The 16,757-nt window shown below is 61.2% G+C and carries 16 protein-coding genes; 7 read left to right on the top strand and 9 right to left on the bottom strand.

The window, feature by feature from the left end; all coding sequences use genetic code 11:
• Positions 1 to 4 precede the first annotated feature (4 nt).
• A complete protein-coding gene (locus EDY99_RS14685) occupies positions 5 to 1,327 on the top strand; it encodes an ATP-binding protein (RefSeq protein WP_033643962.1) in 1,323 nt (440 codons plus the stop codon).
• Positions 1,328 to 1,625: 298 nt separating this feature from the next.
• Here EDY99_RS14685 and crr read toward each other — a convergent pair whose 3' ends face one another.
• The 5 genes from crr to cysZ form a co-directional block, all read right to left on the bottom strand.
• Entirely contained in the window at positions 1,626 to 2,135 is a 510-nt protein-coding gene (gene crr, locus EDY99_RS14680) for a PTS glucose transporter subunit IIA (protein ID WP_004936467.1), read from the bottom strand.
• A 49-nt stretch (positions 2,136 to 2,184) separates the two neighbouring features.
• A complete protein-coding gene (gene ptsI / locus EDY99_RS14675; protein WP_004936461.1) occupies positions 2,185 to 3,912 on the bottom strand; it encodes a phosphoenolpyruvate-protein phosphotransferase PtsI in 1,728 nt (575 codons plus the stop codon).
• 46 nt (positions 3,913 to 3,958) lie between these two features.
• A complete protein-coding gene (gene ptsH, locus EDY99_RS14670; protein WP_004936458.1) occupies positions 3,959 to 4,216 on the bottom strand; it encodes a phosphocarrier protein Hpr in 258 nt (85 codons plus the stop codon).
• A gap of 399 nt (positions 4,217 to 4,615) precedes the next feature.
• The gene (gene cysK / locus EDY99_RS14665) at positions 4,616 to 5,584 is read right to left on the bottom strand and encodes a cysteine synthase A (RefSeq protein WP_016926786.1); all 969 of its coding nucleotides are present in this window, start codon (positions 5,582 to 5,584) and stop codon (positions 4,616 to 4,618) included.
• A gap of 185 nt (positions 5,585 to 5,769) precedes the next feature.
• Positions 5,770 to 6,528 (bottom strand): sulfate transporter CysZ, encoded by a 759-nt coding sequence (gene cysZ, locus EDY99_RS14660; RefSeq protein WP_123061872.1) that lies wholly within the window; start codon positions 6,526 to 6,528, stop codon positions 5,770 to 5,772.
• 221 nt (positions 6,529 to 6,749) lie between these two features.
• Between cysZ and zipA the strand changes: the two genes are divergently transcribed.
• The 3 genes from zipA (at position 6,750) to EDY99_RS14645 (ending at position 10,091) form a co-directional block, all read left to right on the top strand.
• Positions 6,750 to 7,775, top strand: a complete 1,026-nt coding sequence (zipA, locus tag EDY99_RS14655; RefSeq protein WP_123061871.1) for a cell division protein ZipA — start codon at positions 6,750 to 6,752, stop codon at positions 7,773 to 7,775.
• Positions 7,776 to 7,854: 79 nt separating this feature from the next.
• The gene (gene ligA, locus EDY99_RS14650) at positions 7,855 to 9,876 is read left to right on the top strand and encodes an NAD-dependent DNA ligase LigA (protein ID WP_033643959.1); all 2,022 of its coding nucleotides are present in this window, start codon (positions 7,855 to 7,857) and stop codon (positions 9,874 to 9,876) included.
• Complete coding sequence (locus EDY99_RS14645; RefSeq protein WP_004936441.1) at positions 9,876 to 10,091, top strand: DUF3820 family protein; 216 nt, start codon at positions 9,876 to 9,878, stop codon at positions 10,089 to 10,091. Before ligA ends, EDY99_RS14645 begins: the two co-directional genes overlap by 1 nt.
• Positions 10,092 to 10,118: 27 nt before the next feature.
• On the opposite strand, the gene EDY99_RS14640 is transcribed toward EDY99_RS14645, so the two are convergent.
• The gene (locus tag EDY99_RS14640) at positions 10,119 to 11,111 is read right to left on the bottom strand and encodes a bile acid:sodium symporter family protein (protein WP_047574159.1); all 993 of its coding nucleotides are present in this window, start codon (positions 11,109 to 11,111) and stop codon (positions 10,119 to 10,121) included.
• Between the two features lie 97 nt (positions 11,112 to 11,208).
• Between EDY99_RS14640 and EDY99_RS14635 the strand changes: the two genes are divergently transcribed.
• A complete protein-coding gene (locus EDY99_RS14635; RefSeq protein WP_046896254.1) occupies positions 11,209 to 12,129 on the top strand; it encodes a LysR family transcriptional regulator in 921 nt (306 codons plus the stop codon).
• 1 nt (position 12,130) lies between these two features.
• Here the strand turns inward: EDY99_RS14635 and EDY99_RS14630 are convergent, their stop codons facing one another.
• The gene (locus EDY99_RS14630) at positions 12,131 to 12,598 is read right to left on the bottom strand and encodes a FlxA-like family protein (protein ID WP_021505617.1); all 468 of its coding nucleotides are present in this window, start codon (positions 12,596 to 12,598) and stop codon (positions 12,131 to 12,133) included.
• 52 nt (positions 12,599 to 12,650) lie between these two features.
• On the bottom strand, positions 12,651 to 13,199 hold the full coding sequence (locus tag EDY99_RS14625) for a nucleotidyltransferase family protein (RefSeq protein WP_033652553.1): 549 nt from the start codon (positions 13,197 to 13,199) through the stop codon (positions 12,651 to 12,653).
• A gap of 160 nt (positions 13,200 to 13,359) precedes the next feature.
• On the opposite strand from EDY99_RS14625, the gene EDY99_RS14620 reads away from it, so the two are divergent.
• On the top strand, positions 13,360 to 14,745 hold the full coding sequence (locus tag EDY99_RS14620) for an ethanolamine ammonia-lyase subunit EutB (protein WP_123061870.1): 1,386 nt from the start codon (positions 13,360 to 13,362) through the stop codon (positions 14,743 to 14,745).
• On the top strand, positions 14,742 to 15,533 hold the full coding sequence (eutC, locus tag EDY99_RS14615; RefSeq protein WP_047025269.1) for an ethanolamine ammonia-lyase subunit EutC: 792 nt from the start codon (positions 14,742 to 14,744) through the stop codon (positions 15,531 to 15,533). Before EDY99_RS14620 ends, eutC begins: the two co-directional genes overlap by 4 nt.
• Here eutC and EDY99_RS14610 read toward each other — a convergent pair.
• Entirely contained in the window at positions 15,512 to 16,414 is a 903-nt protein-coding gene (locus tag EDY99_RS14610; RefSeq protein WP_123061869.1) for a LysR family transcriptional regulator, read from the bottom strand. The two genes, eutC and EDY99_RS14610, sit on opposite strands and share 22 nt — an antisense overlap.
• Positions 16,415 to 16,757: the final 343 nt, after the last annotated feature.

Below are 16,757 nucleotides of genomic sequence, written 5' to 3'. Positions count from 1 at the left end.
TGACATGCGCGGAAGACTGTTCTGGAAAATTTTGCTCGGCTTTTGGCTGACCTTTCTCATCATGACGCAGGCCCTGTGGGTGGCGTTTTCTCTTTATGGCGATCGCTATGTGCCGCCGGAGAACGCCATGGCGCGACGGGCGATCGGCCTGCAGCTGACCTCCGCCGCCACCCAATTGCGCAGCGGCGGCATGCCGGCGCTGGAAGCGCTGATGCGCGACTGGCCGGAGGACGACAGGCGTCTGCTGTCGGTAACGCCGATGACCCAACCGCCGCCGCCCGCGCCGGAAGAACCGCTGTTTGAAGGGCGGCGGATGCCGAAAGCGATTTCCGCCTGGGTGCAGACCGGGGAAGGGCAGGGATACTGGCTGAGTTATAACGTGCGCGGGCTGCGGGAAGAGTATCGGCCGGAGCGGCGTTCCCATTTCTTCAACATTCCTGCGCCGATGTTGTGGGTCGGCGGGCTGGGCGGTTTGCTGTTCAGCGCCGTATTGGCCTGGAACCTGACCCGGCCGATGCGTCAGCTGCGCGGCGGCCTGGATCGGGTGGCGCAGGGCGATCTGTCGGTGCGGCTGTTCCCGAAAATGCGGCGCCGTCATGACGAGCTGTCCGACGTGGCGCGCGATTTTGACACCATGGCCGAACGCTTGGAGCTGCTGGTCAGCGCCCGCGAGCAGCTGTTGCACGATGTCTCGCACGAGCTGCGTTCGCCGCTGGCTCGCCTGCAGTTGGCGATCGGCCTGGCGCGGCAGAATGCCGGCAACGTCGAAACCTCGCTCAAGCGCATCGAACATGAGTCGGGGCGGCTGGATAAAATGATCGGCGAGCTGCTGGCGCTGTCGCGCACCGAACACAGCAGCCTGCCGGACGAGGAGTACTTTGATCTGTACGGCCTGGTGGACGCGGTGGTGAGCGATGCGCGCTACGAGGCGCAGGTGCCCGGCGTGGAGATCGTGCTGCAGGCCGAGTCGGACGTGGAGTATACCGTCAAGGGCAATGCGGAGCTGATGCGGCGCGCGGTGGACAACATCGTGCGCAATGCGCTGCGCTTTTCCAGCCAGGGCCAGCGGGTGACGGTGGCGCTGTCGCGCATCGACAACCAGTTCCAGCTCGCCGTCAGCGATCAGGGGCCGGGCGTAGAGGAGTCGAAACTGTCGAGCATCTTCGATCCATTCGTGCGCGTGAAGTCGGCGCAGTCGGGCAAGGGCTACGGCCTGGGGCTGGCGATTACCCGCAAGGTGGTATTGGCGCACGGCGGCCAGGTTGAGGCGCGCAACGGCGACAGAGAGGGGCTTATCATCACTCTGCGTATCCCGCGCTGGCAATAATAGACTATCTTACTTGCCATTTTGAACTAGGGCAGTGCTCGCCTTCGTCACGTACTGTGTGTACGCTCCGAAGGTTGCGCGCTGTCCATGTTCAAACTGCCTGCGCCGATAACGTCTATTATCCGCGGCATACCCAAAGGATTTCGAATTGCAGCTAGGCGGCAAGCGGGGGAATCCCCGGGAGCTTACTCCGGTAAGTGACCGGGGTGAGCACGTGCGGCCAACAACGCTGTGGTTCGAAAGACGAAGGGGATAAAAAAACGGCGCCGAGGGCGCCGTTTTTCTTGCTCATTCGCGATTACTTCTTGATGCGGATGATCGGGGTTTCGCCAACGGTTACGCTGCCGGACAGTTTGATCAGCTCTTTGATCTCGTCCATGTTGGAGATAACGACCGGCGTCAGGGTAGACTTGGCTTTCTCTTCCAGCAGTGGCAGGTTGAACTCGATAACGACGTCACCTTTCTTGACGCGCTGACCTTCTTCGGCGATGCGTTTGAAGCCTTCGCCTTTCAGTTCTACGGTATCGATGCCGAAGTGGACGAACAGCTCAATGCCGCTGTCGGATTCGATAGAGAATGCATGGTTGGTTTCGAAAATCTTACCGATGGTGCCGTCAACCGGAGCAACCATTTTGTTGCCGGCCGGTTTGATGGCGATACCGTCGCCAACGATTTTTTCAGCGAACACTACGTCCGGCACATCTTCGATATTGACGATTTCGCCAGAAAGGGGAGCGACGATCTCGATAGTGCCCGTGTCTTTCTTGTCATCAGAAACCAGAGATTTCAGTTTATCGAACAAACCCATGATCTTCTCCTAAGCATTAAATTGGGCGGCGTTCCAGTGTCGTGGAAGTTTAGCAGAGCGTTTTTTCTTCGATGAATTTATTGACGCAATTCATCAGGTCTTGTGCCGTTGGCTGTGCCAAGGCTTGCGCTGCCAACGCCTTCACATCTTCGAAATTCGTGTTGCGAATAATTTTCTTGATGCGCGGGATTGAAATCGCACTCATGCTGAACTCATCCAGCCCCATGCCCAATAACAACAGTGTAGCACGCTCATCGCCAGCCAGTTCGCCGCACATGCCGGTCCACTTGCCTTCCGCGTGAGATGCATCAATAACCTGTTTGATCAGGCCAAGCACTGATGGGGACATCGGGTTATAGAGATGAGAAATCAGCTCGTTGCCGCGATCTACCGCCAGAGTATACTGGGTTAGATCGTTTGTCCCAATACTAAAGAAGTCGACTTCTTTCGCCAGGTGGTGAGCGATGACCGCCGCAGCCGGTGTTTCCACCATCACGCCCACTTCGATGCTCTCGTCAAACGCCTTGCCTTCTTCGCGCAGTTGCGCCTTCAGCGTCTCGATTTCGCCTTTCAGATCGCGCACTTCTTCCACGGAGATGATCATCGGGAACATGATGCGCAGTTTGCCGAACGCCGAGGCGCGCAGGATGGCGCGCAGCTGGGCGTGCAGGATTTCACGGCGGTCCATCGCGATGCGGATGGCGCGCCAGCCGAGGAACGGGTTCTCTTCCTTCGGCAGGTTCATGTACGGCAGGTCTTTGTCGCCGCCGATGTCCATGGTGCGGACGATCACGGCCTGCGAGCCCATGGCTTCCGCCACGGCTTTATAAGCCTGGAACTGCTCGTCTTCGGTTGGCAGCGAGTCGCGGTCCATGAACAGGAATTCGGTACGATACAGGCCGACGCCTTCCGCGCCGTTGCGCTCTGCACCCGCGACGTCACGCACGGTGCCGATGTTGGCGCAGACTTCAACCTGATGGCCGTCCAGCGTAATCGCCGGCAGGTCCTTCAGCTTGGCCAGATCGTTTTTCTCGGTGATGTATTGGTTCTGGGCGGCTTTCAGCTGATCGATAACGTCAGCGGTCGGGTTAACGTAAATCTGGTTGTTAACCGCGTCCAGAATCAGATAGTCGTCGTTCTTCACCTGCTTGGTCACGTCGCTGGTGCCGACGATTGCCGGTAGCTCCAGGGAGCGCGCCATGATAGAGGTGTGGGAGGTGCGGCCGCCGAGATCGGTAATGAAACCCAGCACTTTGTCCAGGTTCAGCTGCGCGGTCTCGGACGGGGTCAGATCGGTGGCCACCAGGATCACTTCGTCCTGAATGGAGCCCAGATCGACGATAGGCATGCCCAGAATGTTCTGCAGCAGGCGTTTGCCGATGTCGCGCACGTCGGCGGCGCGTTCTTTCAGGTATTCGTCGTCCAGCTCTTCCAACGCTTTCGCCTGGCCTTCGATCACGGTGTAGGCGGCGGCGTCTGCGGAGGCCAGATCGTCTTTGATTAGGGCTATGATTTCCTGCTCAAGCTCTTCGTCTTCCAGCAACATGATGTGGCCTTCGAAGATAGCTTCCTTCTCTTCGCCGAAGGTTTCGCCAGCTTTGGTCTTGATCGCTTCCAGCTGTTCGGACGCTTTCGCGCGGCCGGCCAGAAAACGCGAGACTTCCTGCTCTACTTGATCAGCAGAGATTTTCTTCCGGTTGATGACGATGTCGTCTTCTTTCAGCAAGAGAGCCTTACCAAAAGCGATGCCCGGTGATACTAAAATGCCTGAAATCATAACCCTACCTTACTCTTGACTGGTGTTAACTAAAAAGACGGGCCGATTACTCAAGCTCTGCCATCAGTTTTACCAAGTGCTCAACGGCTTTCTGCTCGTCTTCACCTTCAGCTGAGATGGTCACTACGGTCCCTTGAGTCAGCCCCAGAGTTTGCAGTTTGAACAGGCTTTTAGCGCTGGCGCTTTTGCCGTTGGAGGTCACGGTGATGTCAGACGTGAAGCCTTTGGCTTCTTTAACGAACTGAGCGGCAGGGCGAGTATGCAGACCATTCGGAGCGGTAATAGTAACTTCTTGCTGGAACATTGATGTTTCCCCAACTTATTGGATTAATGTTGTGGAGTTAAAGTTTAGCCCAGGGGCCTGACTTTAACTTGTCTGGTTATAGCGCCTGACTATGGACAGGGGCGAACGTTGATGCAACAGAAAACGACGCGTTAGGCACTTCAGATCAAAAAACTCGGCTTTAGACGTCGTTCCAATCCGCTCCCCATTATGCCCGATTCGCCGCGTCGGCGACAGATGAGTAAATCGATTCAGCCTCGACCAGGCTCGGAGAGTGATTAATTTTGCGCATCGAAATAATGCACCGTTAAATACTAAAGGCGACGGGCAAAAGCAATCTTGGACTGCTATAAAGTTTGATCCAGTCCACAAAAAAGCACCCCACAGGGTGCTTTTTTAGCGATTTGTGCAGTGGCGGAATTACTGCTGCAATTCCTGCTCGGTGAACAGATCGGCGAACAGCGCGGTGCTGAGATAACGTTCGCCGGAAGAGGGCAGGATGACCACAATGGTCTTGTCGGCGAACGCCGGTTCTTCGGCCAGTTTCACCGCCGCTGCGACCGCTGCGCCGGAGGAGATGCCTGCCAGGATGCCTTCTTCGTCCATCAGGCGGCGCGCCATGCTGATGGCTTCGTCGTTGGAGATTTTTTCGACGCGATCCACCAGGTCAAGATCGAGGTTGCCTGGAATGAAGCCGGCGCCGATGCCCTGGATCTTGTGCGGGCCCGGTTTCAGCTCTTCACCGGCCAGCGCCTGGCTGATGACCGGCGAGTCGGTCGGCTCGACCGCCACGGTGGTGATGGCCTTGCCTTTGGTGTTCTTGATGTAGCGGCTGACGCCGGTCAATGTGCCGCCGGTGCCGACGCCGGAGATGAACACGTCGACTTCCCCATCGGTGTCTTCCCAGATTTCCGGGCCGGTGGTTTTTTCATGGATGGCCGGGTTGGCCGGGTTGCTGAACTGTTGCAGGATCAGGTAACGGTTCGGATCGGTAGCGACGATCTCCTCCGCTTTGGCGATGGCGCCTTTCATGCCTTTCGCCCCTTCGGTCAGCACCAGATTGGCGCCCAGCGCCTTGAGCAGCTTGCGGCGCTCGATGCTCATGGTTTCCGGCATGGTCAGCGTCAGCTTGTAACCGCGCGCGGCGGCAACGAAGGCCAGCGCGATGCCGGTGTTGCCGCTGGTCGGCTCCACCAGTTCTTTGCCGGCGGTCAGCACGCCGCGTTGTTCCGCATCCCAAATCATATTGGCACCGATGCGGCATTTGACGCTGAAGCTCGGGTTGCGTGATTCAACCTTGGCCAGAATGCGTCCGTTGCCGATACGGTTCAGACGAACCAGCGGCGTATGGCCGATTGTTAATGAGTTGTCTTCATATATCTTGCTCATAGCCCGTCCTTTAACTCTATGAAAATGTGGGGAACATCGAAAGCATACGCTAACAGTACCGGCAGGGAAGTAAAGAATTGGTATATCTATATGTTATTAGGAAATAAGTTTTAAGCACAATGATAAGGGCGCGAAATGCGCGCCCTGTCGAAAATTCCCGCGTTGTCGGCGGTAAAAAACGGCGGTTATCGGACGAATTGCGAGCGGTAGCGATCGACCCACATCGCGGTGGCGCCGCAGACGGCGACCGGCAGGATCACCAGGTTGAGGATCGGGATCATGGTGAATAGGCTGACCAGCGCGCCGAACTGCAGGTTGTCGGTTTTGTGCTGGCGCAAGGCGCGGCGCATGTCGGCAAAGCTCACCTTGTGGTTGTCGAACGGGTAGTCGCAATACTGGATCGCCAGCATCCAGGCGCTGAACAGGAACCACAGCACCGGCGCCACCGTCTGGCCGATGCCGGGCACGAAGTACAGCGCCAGCAGCAGCAGCGCGCGCGGCAGGTAATACATCAGCTTGCGCCATTCGCGCGCCATGATGCGCGGCAGATCTTTGGCGATGCCGAGCAGGCCGGTGTCCGGCAGCGGTTTGCCGGTCAGGCTGCCTTCGAGCTGCTCGGCCAGCAGGCCGCAGAACGGCGCGGCGATCAGATTGGTGATAGTGCTGAACAGATAGCTGAACACCAGCAGCACCGAAATGACCGCCAGCGGCCACAGCAGGTAGCTCAACCATTGCAGCCAGTCGGGAACGTGGCTCATCATCGCCGGGATCCAGTCGCCGAGGCGGCTGAACAGCCACCAGAAAGCGGAGCCCATCAGCAGCACGTTGACCAGCAACGGCAGGACCACATAGCGTTTAATCCCCGGGCGCGAAATCAGGCGCCAGCCTTCGGCGAAATAATGAATGCCGCTGGTGGAACGGGAAGGGGGCTGCGTATAGGACATATCTTAAGTTATCTCGTTGTCTGAACAGGCATCATTATCATATAGGGATGATTTTCCACTGGCTAGGGTAGGGTTGGCTGAAAAACCAGCAGAAAAAGGCAGTATAATCATCTTTATTGGCATAAAGTTCAGCACGGACTTGCACTTGTGTGCGCGGGCAAATAGAGTTAAAGAGTGAATGTTTGCCGCGGTGGCAATGTATTGGAACAACAGAGATAGCAATGATGCAGGATTTGCGTCTGATATTAATCGTTGTTGGCGCGATCGCCATAATAGCGCTGTTATTGCACGGTCTGTGGACCAGTCGCAAAGAACGGTCAGCGCTCTTCCGCGATCGCCCAGCCAAACGTTCCCAAAAGGAACGTGAACAAACTCCGATCGACGATCTCGAAGAAGGCGTCGGTGAGGTGCGCGTACGCGCCGCTCACCCGCAAGACGAGCCGTCATTCGGCCATTTCGATGCCGCACGCGAAGAACCCGTGGCCGCGCCGAAGCCCGCTCCGGCGGCTGCGCCTGCGCCCCGCGCCGTTCAGCCGGCTGCTCATCAGACGCCGCCTCCGCTGTCTCAGCGGCCGGAGTACGATGACATCCTGCTGAACAACTACGCGCCGGACGAAGAACCGGCCGAGCCGCAGCAACCGCAACCGGCCGTGCGCCGCGAGCCGCGCGTTGACGATCTGCCGCATGAACATGAGGCGCCGCTGGCGGCGGAACCGGCATTCCAAGCCGAACCCGCCCCGGTGCAGCAAGCGCCGGAAGTGAAGCCTGCGTCGGAACCTGCACCGCAGCCGCAACAGCCGGCCGCTGCGCCAGTACAGGCTAAACTGAAAGAGACCGTGCTGGTGCTGCACGTCGCGGCCCATCAGGGCGGCGTGATCGGCGGCGAAGTGCTGCTGCAGAGCGTGTTGCAGGCGGGCTTCCAGTTTGGCGAGATGGGCATCTTCCACCGCCATATCAGCCCGGCCGGCAGTGGCCCGGTGCTGTTCAGCCTGGCGAACATGGTCAAGCCGGGGTCGTTCGATCCTGACATGATGTCCGATTTCTCCACGCCGGGCGTGTCGATGTTCATGATGGTGCCGTCTTACGGCGACGCCAATCAGAACTTCAAGCTGATGCTGCAGTCGGCGCAGCGCATCGCCGACGACGTGGGCGGTGTGGTGCTGGACGACGAGCGCCGCATGATGACGCCGCAGAAGCTGGAAACCTACAAAGCGCGTATCCGTGAAGTGTTGGAAAACAACGCCTGACCGGGTTGCCGCGCGCACTGAACATCCGTAACAACAAAGCCCCCGCTAGCCGGGGGTTTTTTATCTTTGATGGTGAGCCATGGAATCGATAATCCAACAAATCAATCAACTACGAGCCACATTGCGCCATCATGAATACCAGTATCATGTGCTGGATGCGCCCGAAGTGCCGGATGCGGAATATGACCGCCTGATGCGCGAGCTGCGCGAGCTCGAGAGCGCGCATCCGGAGCTGATCACCGCCGATTCGCCGACCCAGCGCGTGGGCGCGGCGCCGCTGGCGGCGTTTGATCAGGTGCGTCACGAAGTGCCGATGCTGTCGCTGGACAACGTGTTCGACGAAGAGAGCTTCCTGGCGTTTTACAAGCGCGTGCAGGACAGGCTCAAGAGCAGCGATCCGTTGACCTTTTGCTGCGAGCTGAAGCTGGACGGCCTGGCGGTCAGCCTGCTGTACGAAGACGGCGAGCTGGTGCGTGCGGCGACGCGCGGCGACGGCACCACCGGCGAGAACATCACCTCCAACGTGCGCACCATTCGCGCCATCCCGCTGCGCCTGACCGGCGACAACATCCCGCGCCGGCTGGAAGTGCGCGGCGAAGTGTTCATGCCGCAGGCCGGGTTTGAACAGATGAACGAAGAGGCGCGGCGCAAAGACGGCAAGGTGTTCGCCAATCCGCGCAACGCCGCCGCCGGTTCGCTGCGCCAGCTCGATCCGCGCATTACCGCCAAACGTCCGCTGACCTTCTTTTGCTATGGCGTCGGGCTGCTGGAAGGCGGCGAGCTGCCGCGCAGCCACTTTGAACGCCTGATGCAGTTCAAGGCCTGGGGCCTGCCGGTCAGCGATCGCGCCCAGCGCCGCACCGGCAGCGAGGAAGTGCTGGCGTTCTATCGCCAGGTCGAGCGGGACCGCGCACAGCTCGGTTTCGATATCGACGGCGTGGTGATCAAGATTGACGACATCGATCTGCAGGAAACGCTGGGCTTCGTGGCACGTGCGCCGCGCTGGGCGACGGCGTTCAAATTCCCGGCGCAGGAGCAGATCACCGTGGTGCGCGAAGTGGAGTTTCAGGTTGGCCGCACCGGCGCGATTACGCCGGTGGCGCGCCTTGAGCCGGTGCTGGTGGCCGGGGTGACCGTCAGCAACGCCACCTTGCACAACGCCGATGAAATTGAGCGGTTGGGGCTGCGCATCGGCGATACGGTGATCGTGCGCCGCGCCGGCGACGTGATCCCGCAGGTGGTGGGCGTGCTGGAAGACCGTCGGCCGCAGGATGCGCGCGAAGTGGTGTTCCCGCTGCACTGCCCGGTGTGCGGTTCCGACGTTGAGCGCGTGGAAGGCGAGGCCGTGGCGCGTTGCACCGGCGGTCTTATCTGCGGCGCGCAGCGCAAAGAGGCGTTGAAGCATTTCGTTTCCCGCCGCGCGCTGGACGTTGAAGGCATGGGCGACAAGATCATCGAGCAGCTGGTGGACAAGGAGTACGTGAAGAACCCGGCCGATCTGTTCCGGCTGTCCGCCGGCATTCTGACCGGCCTGGATCGCATGGGGCCGAAATCGGCGCAGAATCTGGTCAACGCGCTGGAGAAATCCAAGCAGACCACCTTCGCTCGCTTCCTGTATGCGCTCGGCATTCGCGAGGTCGGCGAAGCGACCGCCGCCAACCTGGCGGCGCATTTCGGATCGCTCGAGAAGCTGTTCGCCGCCGACATCGAGGCGCTGAAAGAGGTGCCGGACGTCGGCGAAGTGGTGGCCAAACACACGCGCAACTTCCTCGATGAAGCGCTCAATCAGCAGGTGATCAACGAGTTGGTGGGCGCCGAAATCGGCATCCACTGGCCGGCGCCGGTGGTGGTGGCGGCGGAAGAGATAGACAGCCCGTTCGCCGGCAAAACCGTGGTGCTGACCGGCTCGCTGAGCCAGCTGTCGCGCGACGAGGCCAAAGATCGCCTGACGGCGCTGGGCGCCAAGGTCAGCGGCAGCGTGTCGAAGAAAACCGATCTGGTGATCGCCGGCGAGGCGGCCGGCTCCAAGCTGGCGAAGGCTCAGGAGCTGGGTATCGCCGTGATCGACGAAGCGGAGATGATCCGCCTGCTGGGTGAGTGATGGAAAAAGAAAACCTGCTGGAGATCGCCAATACCGTGATGCCGTTCGGCAAGTACCAGGGGCGGGTGCTGATCGATCTGCCCGAAGAGTACCTGCTGTGGTTCGCCCGCAAGGGTGAATTCCCCAAAGGCAAGCTCGGCATGCTGATGGAGATGACGCTGGCGATTAAAATCGAAGGGCTTGACCACCTGGTCAAGCCGCTGAAGAAAAGCTGAACTGACGGGCCTTGGCCCGTCTTTTTTTTACCCGCGCGACGCCTGCGCGTTGGGCACCGCCTGTTGCGCCTGCTGCTTGCGCTGATACCTTTTCGCCAATACCGCACAGGTCATCAGCTGCACCTGATGGAACACCATCAGCGGCAGCACCATGATCCCCACCGTCGCCGCCGGGAACAGGATATTGGCCATCGGAATGCCGTTCGCCAGGCTCTTCTTCGAACCGCAGAATACGATGGTGATCTCGTCCGCTTTGCTGAACCCCAGCCAGCGCGCCATGTAAGTGTTCACCACCAGCACGATCGCCAGCAGCACGATGCTGCCACCGACGATAAACGCCAGTGAGCCCATCCCTACCTGATGCCAGATGCCGTGCGTCACCGCCTCGCTGAAGGCGGCGTACACCACCAGCAGAATTGAAGTCTGATCGGTTTTACCGATAAGCGGCCGATGGCGTTCGATCCAGCCGCCGATCAGCGGCCGCAGCAGGTGACCGGCGACGAACGGCACCAGCAGCTGCAGCACGATCGAACCGACCTGCCGCAGGCCGCCGGTATCGCCGTGCACATTCATCAACAAGCCGACCAGCAGTGGCGACACGAAGATCCCGAGCAGGCTGGAGGCGGAAGCGCTGCATACCGCCGCCGCGACGTTCCCGCCCGCCAACGAGGTGAAGGCGATGGCCGATTGCACGGTGGCCGGCAGGATGCACAGGTAGATGAAACCGGCGTACAGCTCGGGGCTGACGTCGATCGGCGCCCACCAGGCAAACAGCACGCCCAGCGCCGGAAAAATGATGAAGGTGCTGCACATCACCCACAGATGCAGCCGCCAGTTGTTGCTGCCGGCCAGGATGGCCTCGCGCGACAGCTTGGCGCCGTGCATGAAGAACAGCAGGGCGATGGCGGCGATGGTCAGGGCGTTGAGCCAGCCGACGAACTCGCCGCGCGCCGGCAAGAACGACGCCAGCAGCACGGTAGCGATCAGCGTCAGGGTAAAACGATCGGGCAGAAATCTCATGGCGGTGCGCTCAGGGTCGAAAATCGATAGGGCTATTCTCCCGCGCGGACATATAATAATTAAATTGATTTATTTAATTCATCTATGAATAAAAAACATGAATTACTCACTCAAACAGCTGCGGGTGTTCGTCGCCATCGCCCGCCACGGCAGCTTCAGCCGCGCCGGCGAGGCGATCGGCCTGACGCAATCGGCGGTCAGCCACAGCGTGAAAGAGCTGGAGGCGGAGGTCGGCGTGCGCCTGCTGGATCGCACCACGCGTGAAGTGGTGCTGACCGACGCCGGTCTGCGGCTGGCCAACCGGGTCGAGCGGCTGCTGGACGAACTGCAGGCCGCGTTGCTGGATGCGCGCAGCTTTGGCGTACAGCGCAGCGGCACGGTGCGGGTGGCGACGAGCCAGACCATTTCCGCCCATCTGATGCCGCAGTGCATCGCCGCCGGCGAACGCGAATACCCGGAGATCCGCATCATGCTGCGCGATCAGGCGCAGCAGCAGGTGCTGCACAGCGTGCGTAACGCCGAGGTGGATTTCGGCATCGTGGTCGATCCGGTGCAGGCGGTGGATCTGGAGTGCGAAGCGGTGTTGCACGAACCGTTTCTGCTGCTGTGCCGCGACGATCACCCGTTTGCTGAGCAGCAAGAGGTGCGTTGGTCGGCGTTAAACGGCTGCCGCCTGGTGTTGCAGGATTATGCGTCGGGCAGCCGGCCGCTGATCGACAGCGCGCTGAGGCAGCAGGGCGTCGAGGCGCAGGTGGTGCAGGAAATCGGCCATCCGGCGACGCTGTTCCCGATGGTGGCGGAGGGCATTGGCATCAGCATTTTCCCGGCGTTGGCGCTGCCGTTGCCGGAAGGGGGGCGGCTCCGGGTGCGGCGGCTGGTGCCGGAAATTAACCGCGCGCTGATGCTGGTGCGGCGCAAGAACCGCTCACTGACGCCGGCGGCGGAGGCCATCTGGCAGGTGGCGCGTCAGCAGGCGGCGCTGCTGCAACAGCGCCGGCGGGAAAACGCGGCATATTGACTCAGATATAGACGTCCACCGCGTTGAGCGGCGTTGGGCGGTTTACGCCGTCGCCGGATTTCGCCGCGGCTTTTTCCATTTGCTCCTGCTGCTGCTTTTCCATTTCTTCTTTCTGGATGCGCGCGATCTCGGCCTGCAACATCTTGATCTGCGCTTCGATCAGCTGTTTCTGCTTTTCGATCTCTTTGGGATCGGCGTCGGAATCCTTCAGTTCCACCAGCTTTTGCTGCAGCGCCTGAATCTGCCGGTTCAGCGCCTTGATACGAGCCGAAGCGCGGCTTTCATTGAGGTTAACCGGTTCGTCATTGCCGTTGGCGCGTTCGTTTTTCTCCATCTTGCCGCCTTGCGGCTGGTTGTTGACCGGTTTGGCCATCAGTAATTCGCCCTGATGGCCCGGCGCGCTGAAGACGTTGCTGACGCCGGGGACGGTATTCTTGATCGGTACGATCATGGTGATGGTGGTCGACATGGTTGCTCTCCCTGAGTCTGGATCTCGCTGTTCAGGGTATCGGCAGCGGCGGCTAAATCTTTACCTGCTGCAGACGCGGCCAGCGCAGCAGCCAGCCTTTGTCGACCACGCGCTGGGCATAGGCCGTGCGATCGCCATTTTTCACGTTGAAGGTAATGGTGTCGTTGAACAGCGCCGCGAGCCCGAAAGGGGCGACCAGCGTGATGCTGTCGTCGGCGTTCAGGCGCGCGCCGATCGCCGTTTCCACTTCGGTCCAGAAGCTGATGGCCTCTTCGCTGTTGCGGTAGGGCGCGCGGCCGCTGCGCAGGTGCATGCGCGCCTGGTTCTTGACCGACCACGGCTGCGGCAGCCACTGCTGCAGCCGGGCCTCCAGCATGCGATCGCGTTCGGCGTCCGCCCGCTCCGCATCGAAGTGGATCACGTCGATATCGTTGAGCGGCGTGGGCTCCGCATAGCCGTGGCGCCGATCCCACACCAGGTTGCGCACAAAGCCGGCGCCGAGGCACCAGTCATTCAGGCCGAGCCGGCGCACGGTGCGCAGGGCGGCCATGCGCGCGCTATCTTGTTGCAGCCAGTCGATAATTTGCCGTTGCGGATCCATCACCCCTCCTGTTTTCGCGGCTACTGTAACCCGAAGCGGCGGCGGGTGAAATGGGGGGATGCGCGATGGCGGCGATAGCAGGCAAATTAATTTTCTTGCTTCACTGACTACACTTGGTGCAGGGCTTTTATCTCGTCACTCAGGGCAAGGGAGGGGGGCTATGTATCAGGCAACGTTGGGCCAACGCGGCTATCGCTTTGGCGATCTGCGTCAACTGATGGCGAAAGCTTCGCCGGCGCGTTCCGGCGATTATCTGGCGGAGGTGGCGGCGCAAAGCGCCGAAGAGCGCATGGCGGCGCGCATCGCGCTGGCGGATGTGCCGCTCAAGGCGTTCCTGCAGCAGGCGCTGGTGCCGTACGAGCAGGACGAGGTGACGCGCCTGATCATCGACAGCCACGACGCCGCCGCCTTTGAGCCCATCTCGCACCTCACGGTCGGCGATTTTCGCGACTGGCTGCTGAGCGAGCAGGCGGACAGCGCCATGCTGGCGCAGGTGGCCGCCGGCATTATGCCGGAGATGGCGGCGGCAGTAAGCAAGATCATGCGCAATCAGGATCTGATCCTAGTGGCGAAGAAATGCCGGGTAGTGACGCGCTTTCGCAATACGATTGGCCTGCCGGGCCACCTCAGCGTGCGGCTGCAGCCCAATCATCCGACCGACAGCCTGCAAGGCATCGCCGCCAGCATGCTGGACGGTTTGCTGTACGGCAGCGGCGACGCGGTGGTCGGCATCAATCCGGCCAGCGACAGCCTGCCGCTGCTGGAAAAACTCAACTACATGCTGGACGATGTGATCCAGCGCTTCGCCATACCTACCCAATCCTGCGTGCTGACCCACGTGACCAACACGCTGCGGCTGATGGAGCGCGGCGCGCCGGTGGATCTGGTGTTTCAGTCGATCGCCGGTACCGAAGCGGCCAATCGCGGTTTCGGCATCAGTCTGGCGCTGCTGGCGGAGGCGCAGCAGGCGGCGCTGAGCCTCAAGCGCGGCACGTTGGGCGATAACGTGATGTACTTCGAAACCGGGCAGGGCAGTTGCCTGTCGGCTAACGCGCATCACGGCGTCGATCAGCAGACCTGCGAGGCGCGCGCCTATGCGGTGGCGCGGCATTTCTCACCGCTGCTGATCAACACCGTGGTGGGGTTTATCGGCCCTGAATACCTGTATGACGGCAAACAAATTATCCGCGCCGGGCTGGAGGATCATTTCTGCGGCAAGCTGCTCGGCCTGCCGCTGGGCTGCGATGTCTGTTACACCAACCATGCCGAGGCCGATCAGGATGATATGGACACGCTGCTGACGCTGTTGGCCGCCGCCGGGCTGACGTTCCTGATCGGCGTGCCGGGCGCGGATGACATCATGCTCAATTACCAAAGCACCTCGTTCCACGACGCGCTCTATATCCGTGAATTGCTGGGGCTGAAGCACGCGCCGGAGTTCGCCGCCTGGCTGGCGGCGATGAACATCACCGATGAACGCGGACGGCTGCGCGACGCCGCCGCCAATCACCCGCTGTTGCTGGCGCTGCAGGGAGAACGGACATGAGCAAACCGGTTCACGTCAACAGTTGGGACGCGCTGCGCGCCTTTACCGATGCGCGCATCGCGCTGGGGCGCACCGGCGCCAGTCTGCCGACCGACGAGCTGCTGCGCTTCGGCCTGGCCCATGCCCAGGCGCGCGACGCGGTGCATCAGCCATTCGAGAGCGAACGGCTGGCGGCGGATCTGCACGATGCCGGTTGGCCCACGCTGGCGGTGCACAGCCAGGCCGTTGACCGCGCCGCCTATCTGCGCCGTCCGGATCTGGGGCGGCGATTGGCGCTGGACAGCCGCCGCCTGCTGCTCGGCGTGCCGCCGCGCCGGACCGATCTGCTGCTGGTGGTGGCGGATGGCCTCTCCTCCAAGGCGGTGCACCGCCAGGCATTGCCGCTGCTGCAGGCGCTGCGGCCCTATCTCGATACATTGGGGCTGGCGATCGCGCCGGTGGTGTTGGCGCATCAGGCGCGAGTGGCGCTGGGGGATGAGATCGGCGAGTGCCTGCAGGCCCGGGCGGTGGCGGTGCTGATCGGCGAACGGCCGGGGCTGTCGTCGCCGGACAGCCTGGGGATTTATCTGACCTGGGAGCCGAACGCGCGCAGAAGGGACTCAGAGCGCAACTGCATCTCCAATGTGCGGCCGGAGGGGCTGGATTATCCGCAGGCGGCGTTCAAATTGGCCTGGTTGCTGGAACAGGCGTGCCGGCGAGGGCTGACCGGCGTCGAACTGAAAGACGAGAGCGACAACCCGGCGCTGCGCGGCCGCGTCACCCCGCTTTACGCCCAGTTGGGCGGTTGACCGATGGTTTGCTGCAGCAGGGCGGTGAAGGCCGCCAGCCGGGCGGACACCTTCGCCATCGGGCGCAGCAGATAGATGCCTTGCTGCTCATGGCGCGGATCTTCGAGCATCTGAACCAGTTGCCCATTCTGCACGTCCGGCCCCACCACCCAGTTGGGCAGAAAGGCGATGCCGAGGCCGAGCAGCGCCGCCTGGCGCTGCGCGGTGAAGTCGTCGCAGCGCAGCGCCATGGTGCAGCGGTTCATCAACGCCGCGTCGAGGATCTGCGCCCAGCAGGCCGGCTGTTGTTTGTGGTAGCGGGCGATCAGCCGGTGCTGCGGCAGCGCCTCCAGATCGCTCGGCAGGCCATAGCGGGCGACGTAGCCGGGGCTGGCGCACATCACCCAGCGTTGGGTGGCGATGCGGCTGGCGTACAGCGCGCTGTCCTTCTGCTCGCCGATGCGGATGGCGGCGTCCAGCCGTTCCTGGGTCGGATCGGTCTGGCGTTCGGTCAGATCGAGATCGACCCACAGCTGAGGGTAGCGTTCCGCCAGCGTCGGCAGCAGCGGCAGCACATAGGTTTTGCCGAAGGTCGGCAGGCAGCTGATGCGCAGCGTGCCCTGCGGCGTTTCGTTCAGCGCGTTCAGCTCGGCGCGAATGCCGGTAATGTCCGTCATCAGCGCGGCGGCGCGTGCCAGCAGCAGCTCGCCGGCGTCGGTCAGCAACAGGCCGCGGGTGGAGCGTACGAACAGCGTCGCGCCGAGCGCGCTTTCCAGCGCATCGATATGGCGCACCAGCGAAGAAGGCACCATACCCAGCTGGCGTGCGGCGGCGGAAAAGCTGCCCAGGCGGGCCACGTCGAGAAAGATTGGCAGATGTTCTACATAGCGGGCGTCATTCATTTTTGCATTATATGCAAAAGCGTTTCTTATGAATACCCGCTTCTCTGTTGGCGATGCTGCGGCTACTCTGATTGCGGGTTGACGACGGGCTTCAGCGCCGCCGCATCCCGGCCGCATAGAGAGAAAACGCATAAACCTAGCGGCGTTTAGCACCAAATAGCAGATGTTTTTCCCAGGCTGCGTCAGCCGCCTGTGGCGTTGATTGTCGCTCCAACACCAGATTAACCGTTCAATTTGATATCCGACTCAACCTCAATGATTAGTGAGTCTTTACTTTCACTTATCTTCCTGTTGTTTCTGGATATCGGCCGGCCAGCCGTGCCGGTTTTTTTGTCGCCTCAGG

The sequence above is a fragment of the Serratia sp. LS-1 genome (assembly GCF_003719595.1).
GTDB classification, from domain to species: Bacteria; Pseudomonadota; Gammaproteobacteria; order Enterobacterales; family Enterobacteriaceae; genus Serratia; species Serratia ureilytica.
The sequence above is the reverse complement of the archived record's forward strand: the minus strand, read 5'-3'. Positions and strand labels throughout refer to the sequence as shown.

Excerpts from the sequence above, each read along its gene's own strand:
- EDY99_RS14685 (WP_033643962.1), top strand. The coding sequence starts at position 5 with ATGCGCGGAAGACTGTTCTGGAAAATTTTGCTCGGCTTTTGGCTGACC.
- crr (WP_004936467.1), bottom strand. The coding sequence starts at position 2,135 with ATGGGTTTGTTCGATAAACTGAAATCTCTGGTTTCTGATGACAAGAAA.
- ptsI (WP_004936461.1), bottom strand. The coding sequence starts at position 3,912 with ATGATTTCAGGCATTTTAGTATCACCGGGCATCGCTTTTGGTAAGGCT.
- ptsH (WP_004936458.1), bottom strand. The coding sequence starts at position 4,216 with ATGTTCCAGCAAGAAGTTACTATTACCGCTCCGAATGGTCTGCATACT.
- cysK (WP_016926786.1), bottom strand. The coding sequence starts at position 5,584 with ATGAGCAAGATATATGAAGACAACTCATTAACAATCGGCCATACGCCG.
- cysZ (WP_123061872.1), bottom strand. The coding sequence starts at position 6,528 with ATGTCCTATACGCAGCCCCCTTCCCGTTCCACCAGCGGCATTCATTAT.
- zipA (WP_123061871.1), top strand. The coding sequence starts at position 6,750 with ATGATGCAGGATTTGCGTCTGATATTAATCGTTGTTGGCGCGATCGCC.
- ligA (WP_033643959.1), top strand. The coding sequence starts at position 7,855 with ATGGAATCGATAATCCAACAAATCAATCAACTACGAGCCACATTGCGC.
- EDY99_RS14645 (WP_004936441.1), top strand. The coding sequence starts at position 9,876 with ATGGAAAAAGAAAACCTGCTGGAGATCGCCAATACCGTGATGCCGTTC.
- EDY99_RS14640 (WP_047574159.1), bottom strand. The coding sequence starts at position 11,111 with ATGAGATTTCTGCCCGATCGTTTTACCCTGACGCTGATCGCTACCGTG.
- EDY99_RS14635 (WP_046896254.1), top strand. The coding sequence starts at position 11,209 with ATGAATTACTCACTCAAACAGCTGCGGGTGTTCGTCGCCATCGCCCGC.
- EDY99_RS14630 (WP_021505617.1), bottom strand. The coding sequence starts at position 12,598 with ATGTCGACCACCATCACCATGATCGTACCGATCAAGAATACCGTCCCC.
- EDY99_RS14625 (WP_033652553.1), bottom strand. The coding sequence starts at position 13,199 with ATGGATCCGCAACGGCAAATTATCGACTGGCTGCAACAAGATAGCGCG.
- EDY99_RS14620 (WP_123061870.1), top strand. The coding sequence starts at position 13,360 with ATGTATCAGGCAACGTTGGGCCAACGCGGCTATCGCTTTGGCGATCTG.
- eutC (WP_047025269.1), top strand. The coding sequence starts at position 14,742 with ATGAGCAAACCGGTTCACGTCAACAGTTGGGACGCGCTGCGCGCCTTT.
- EDY99_RS14610 (WP_123061869.1), bottom strand. The coding sequence starts at position 16,414 with ATGAATGACGCCCGCTATGTAGAACATCTGCCAATCTTTCTCGACGTG.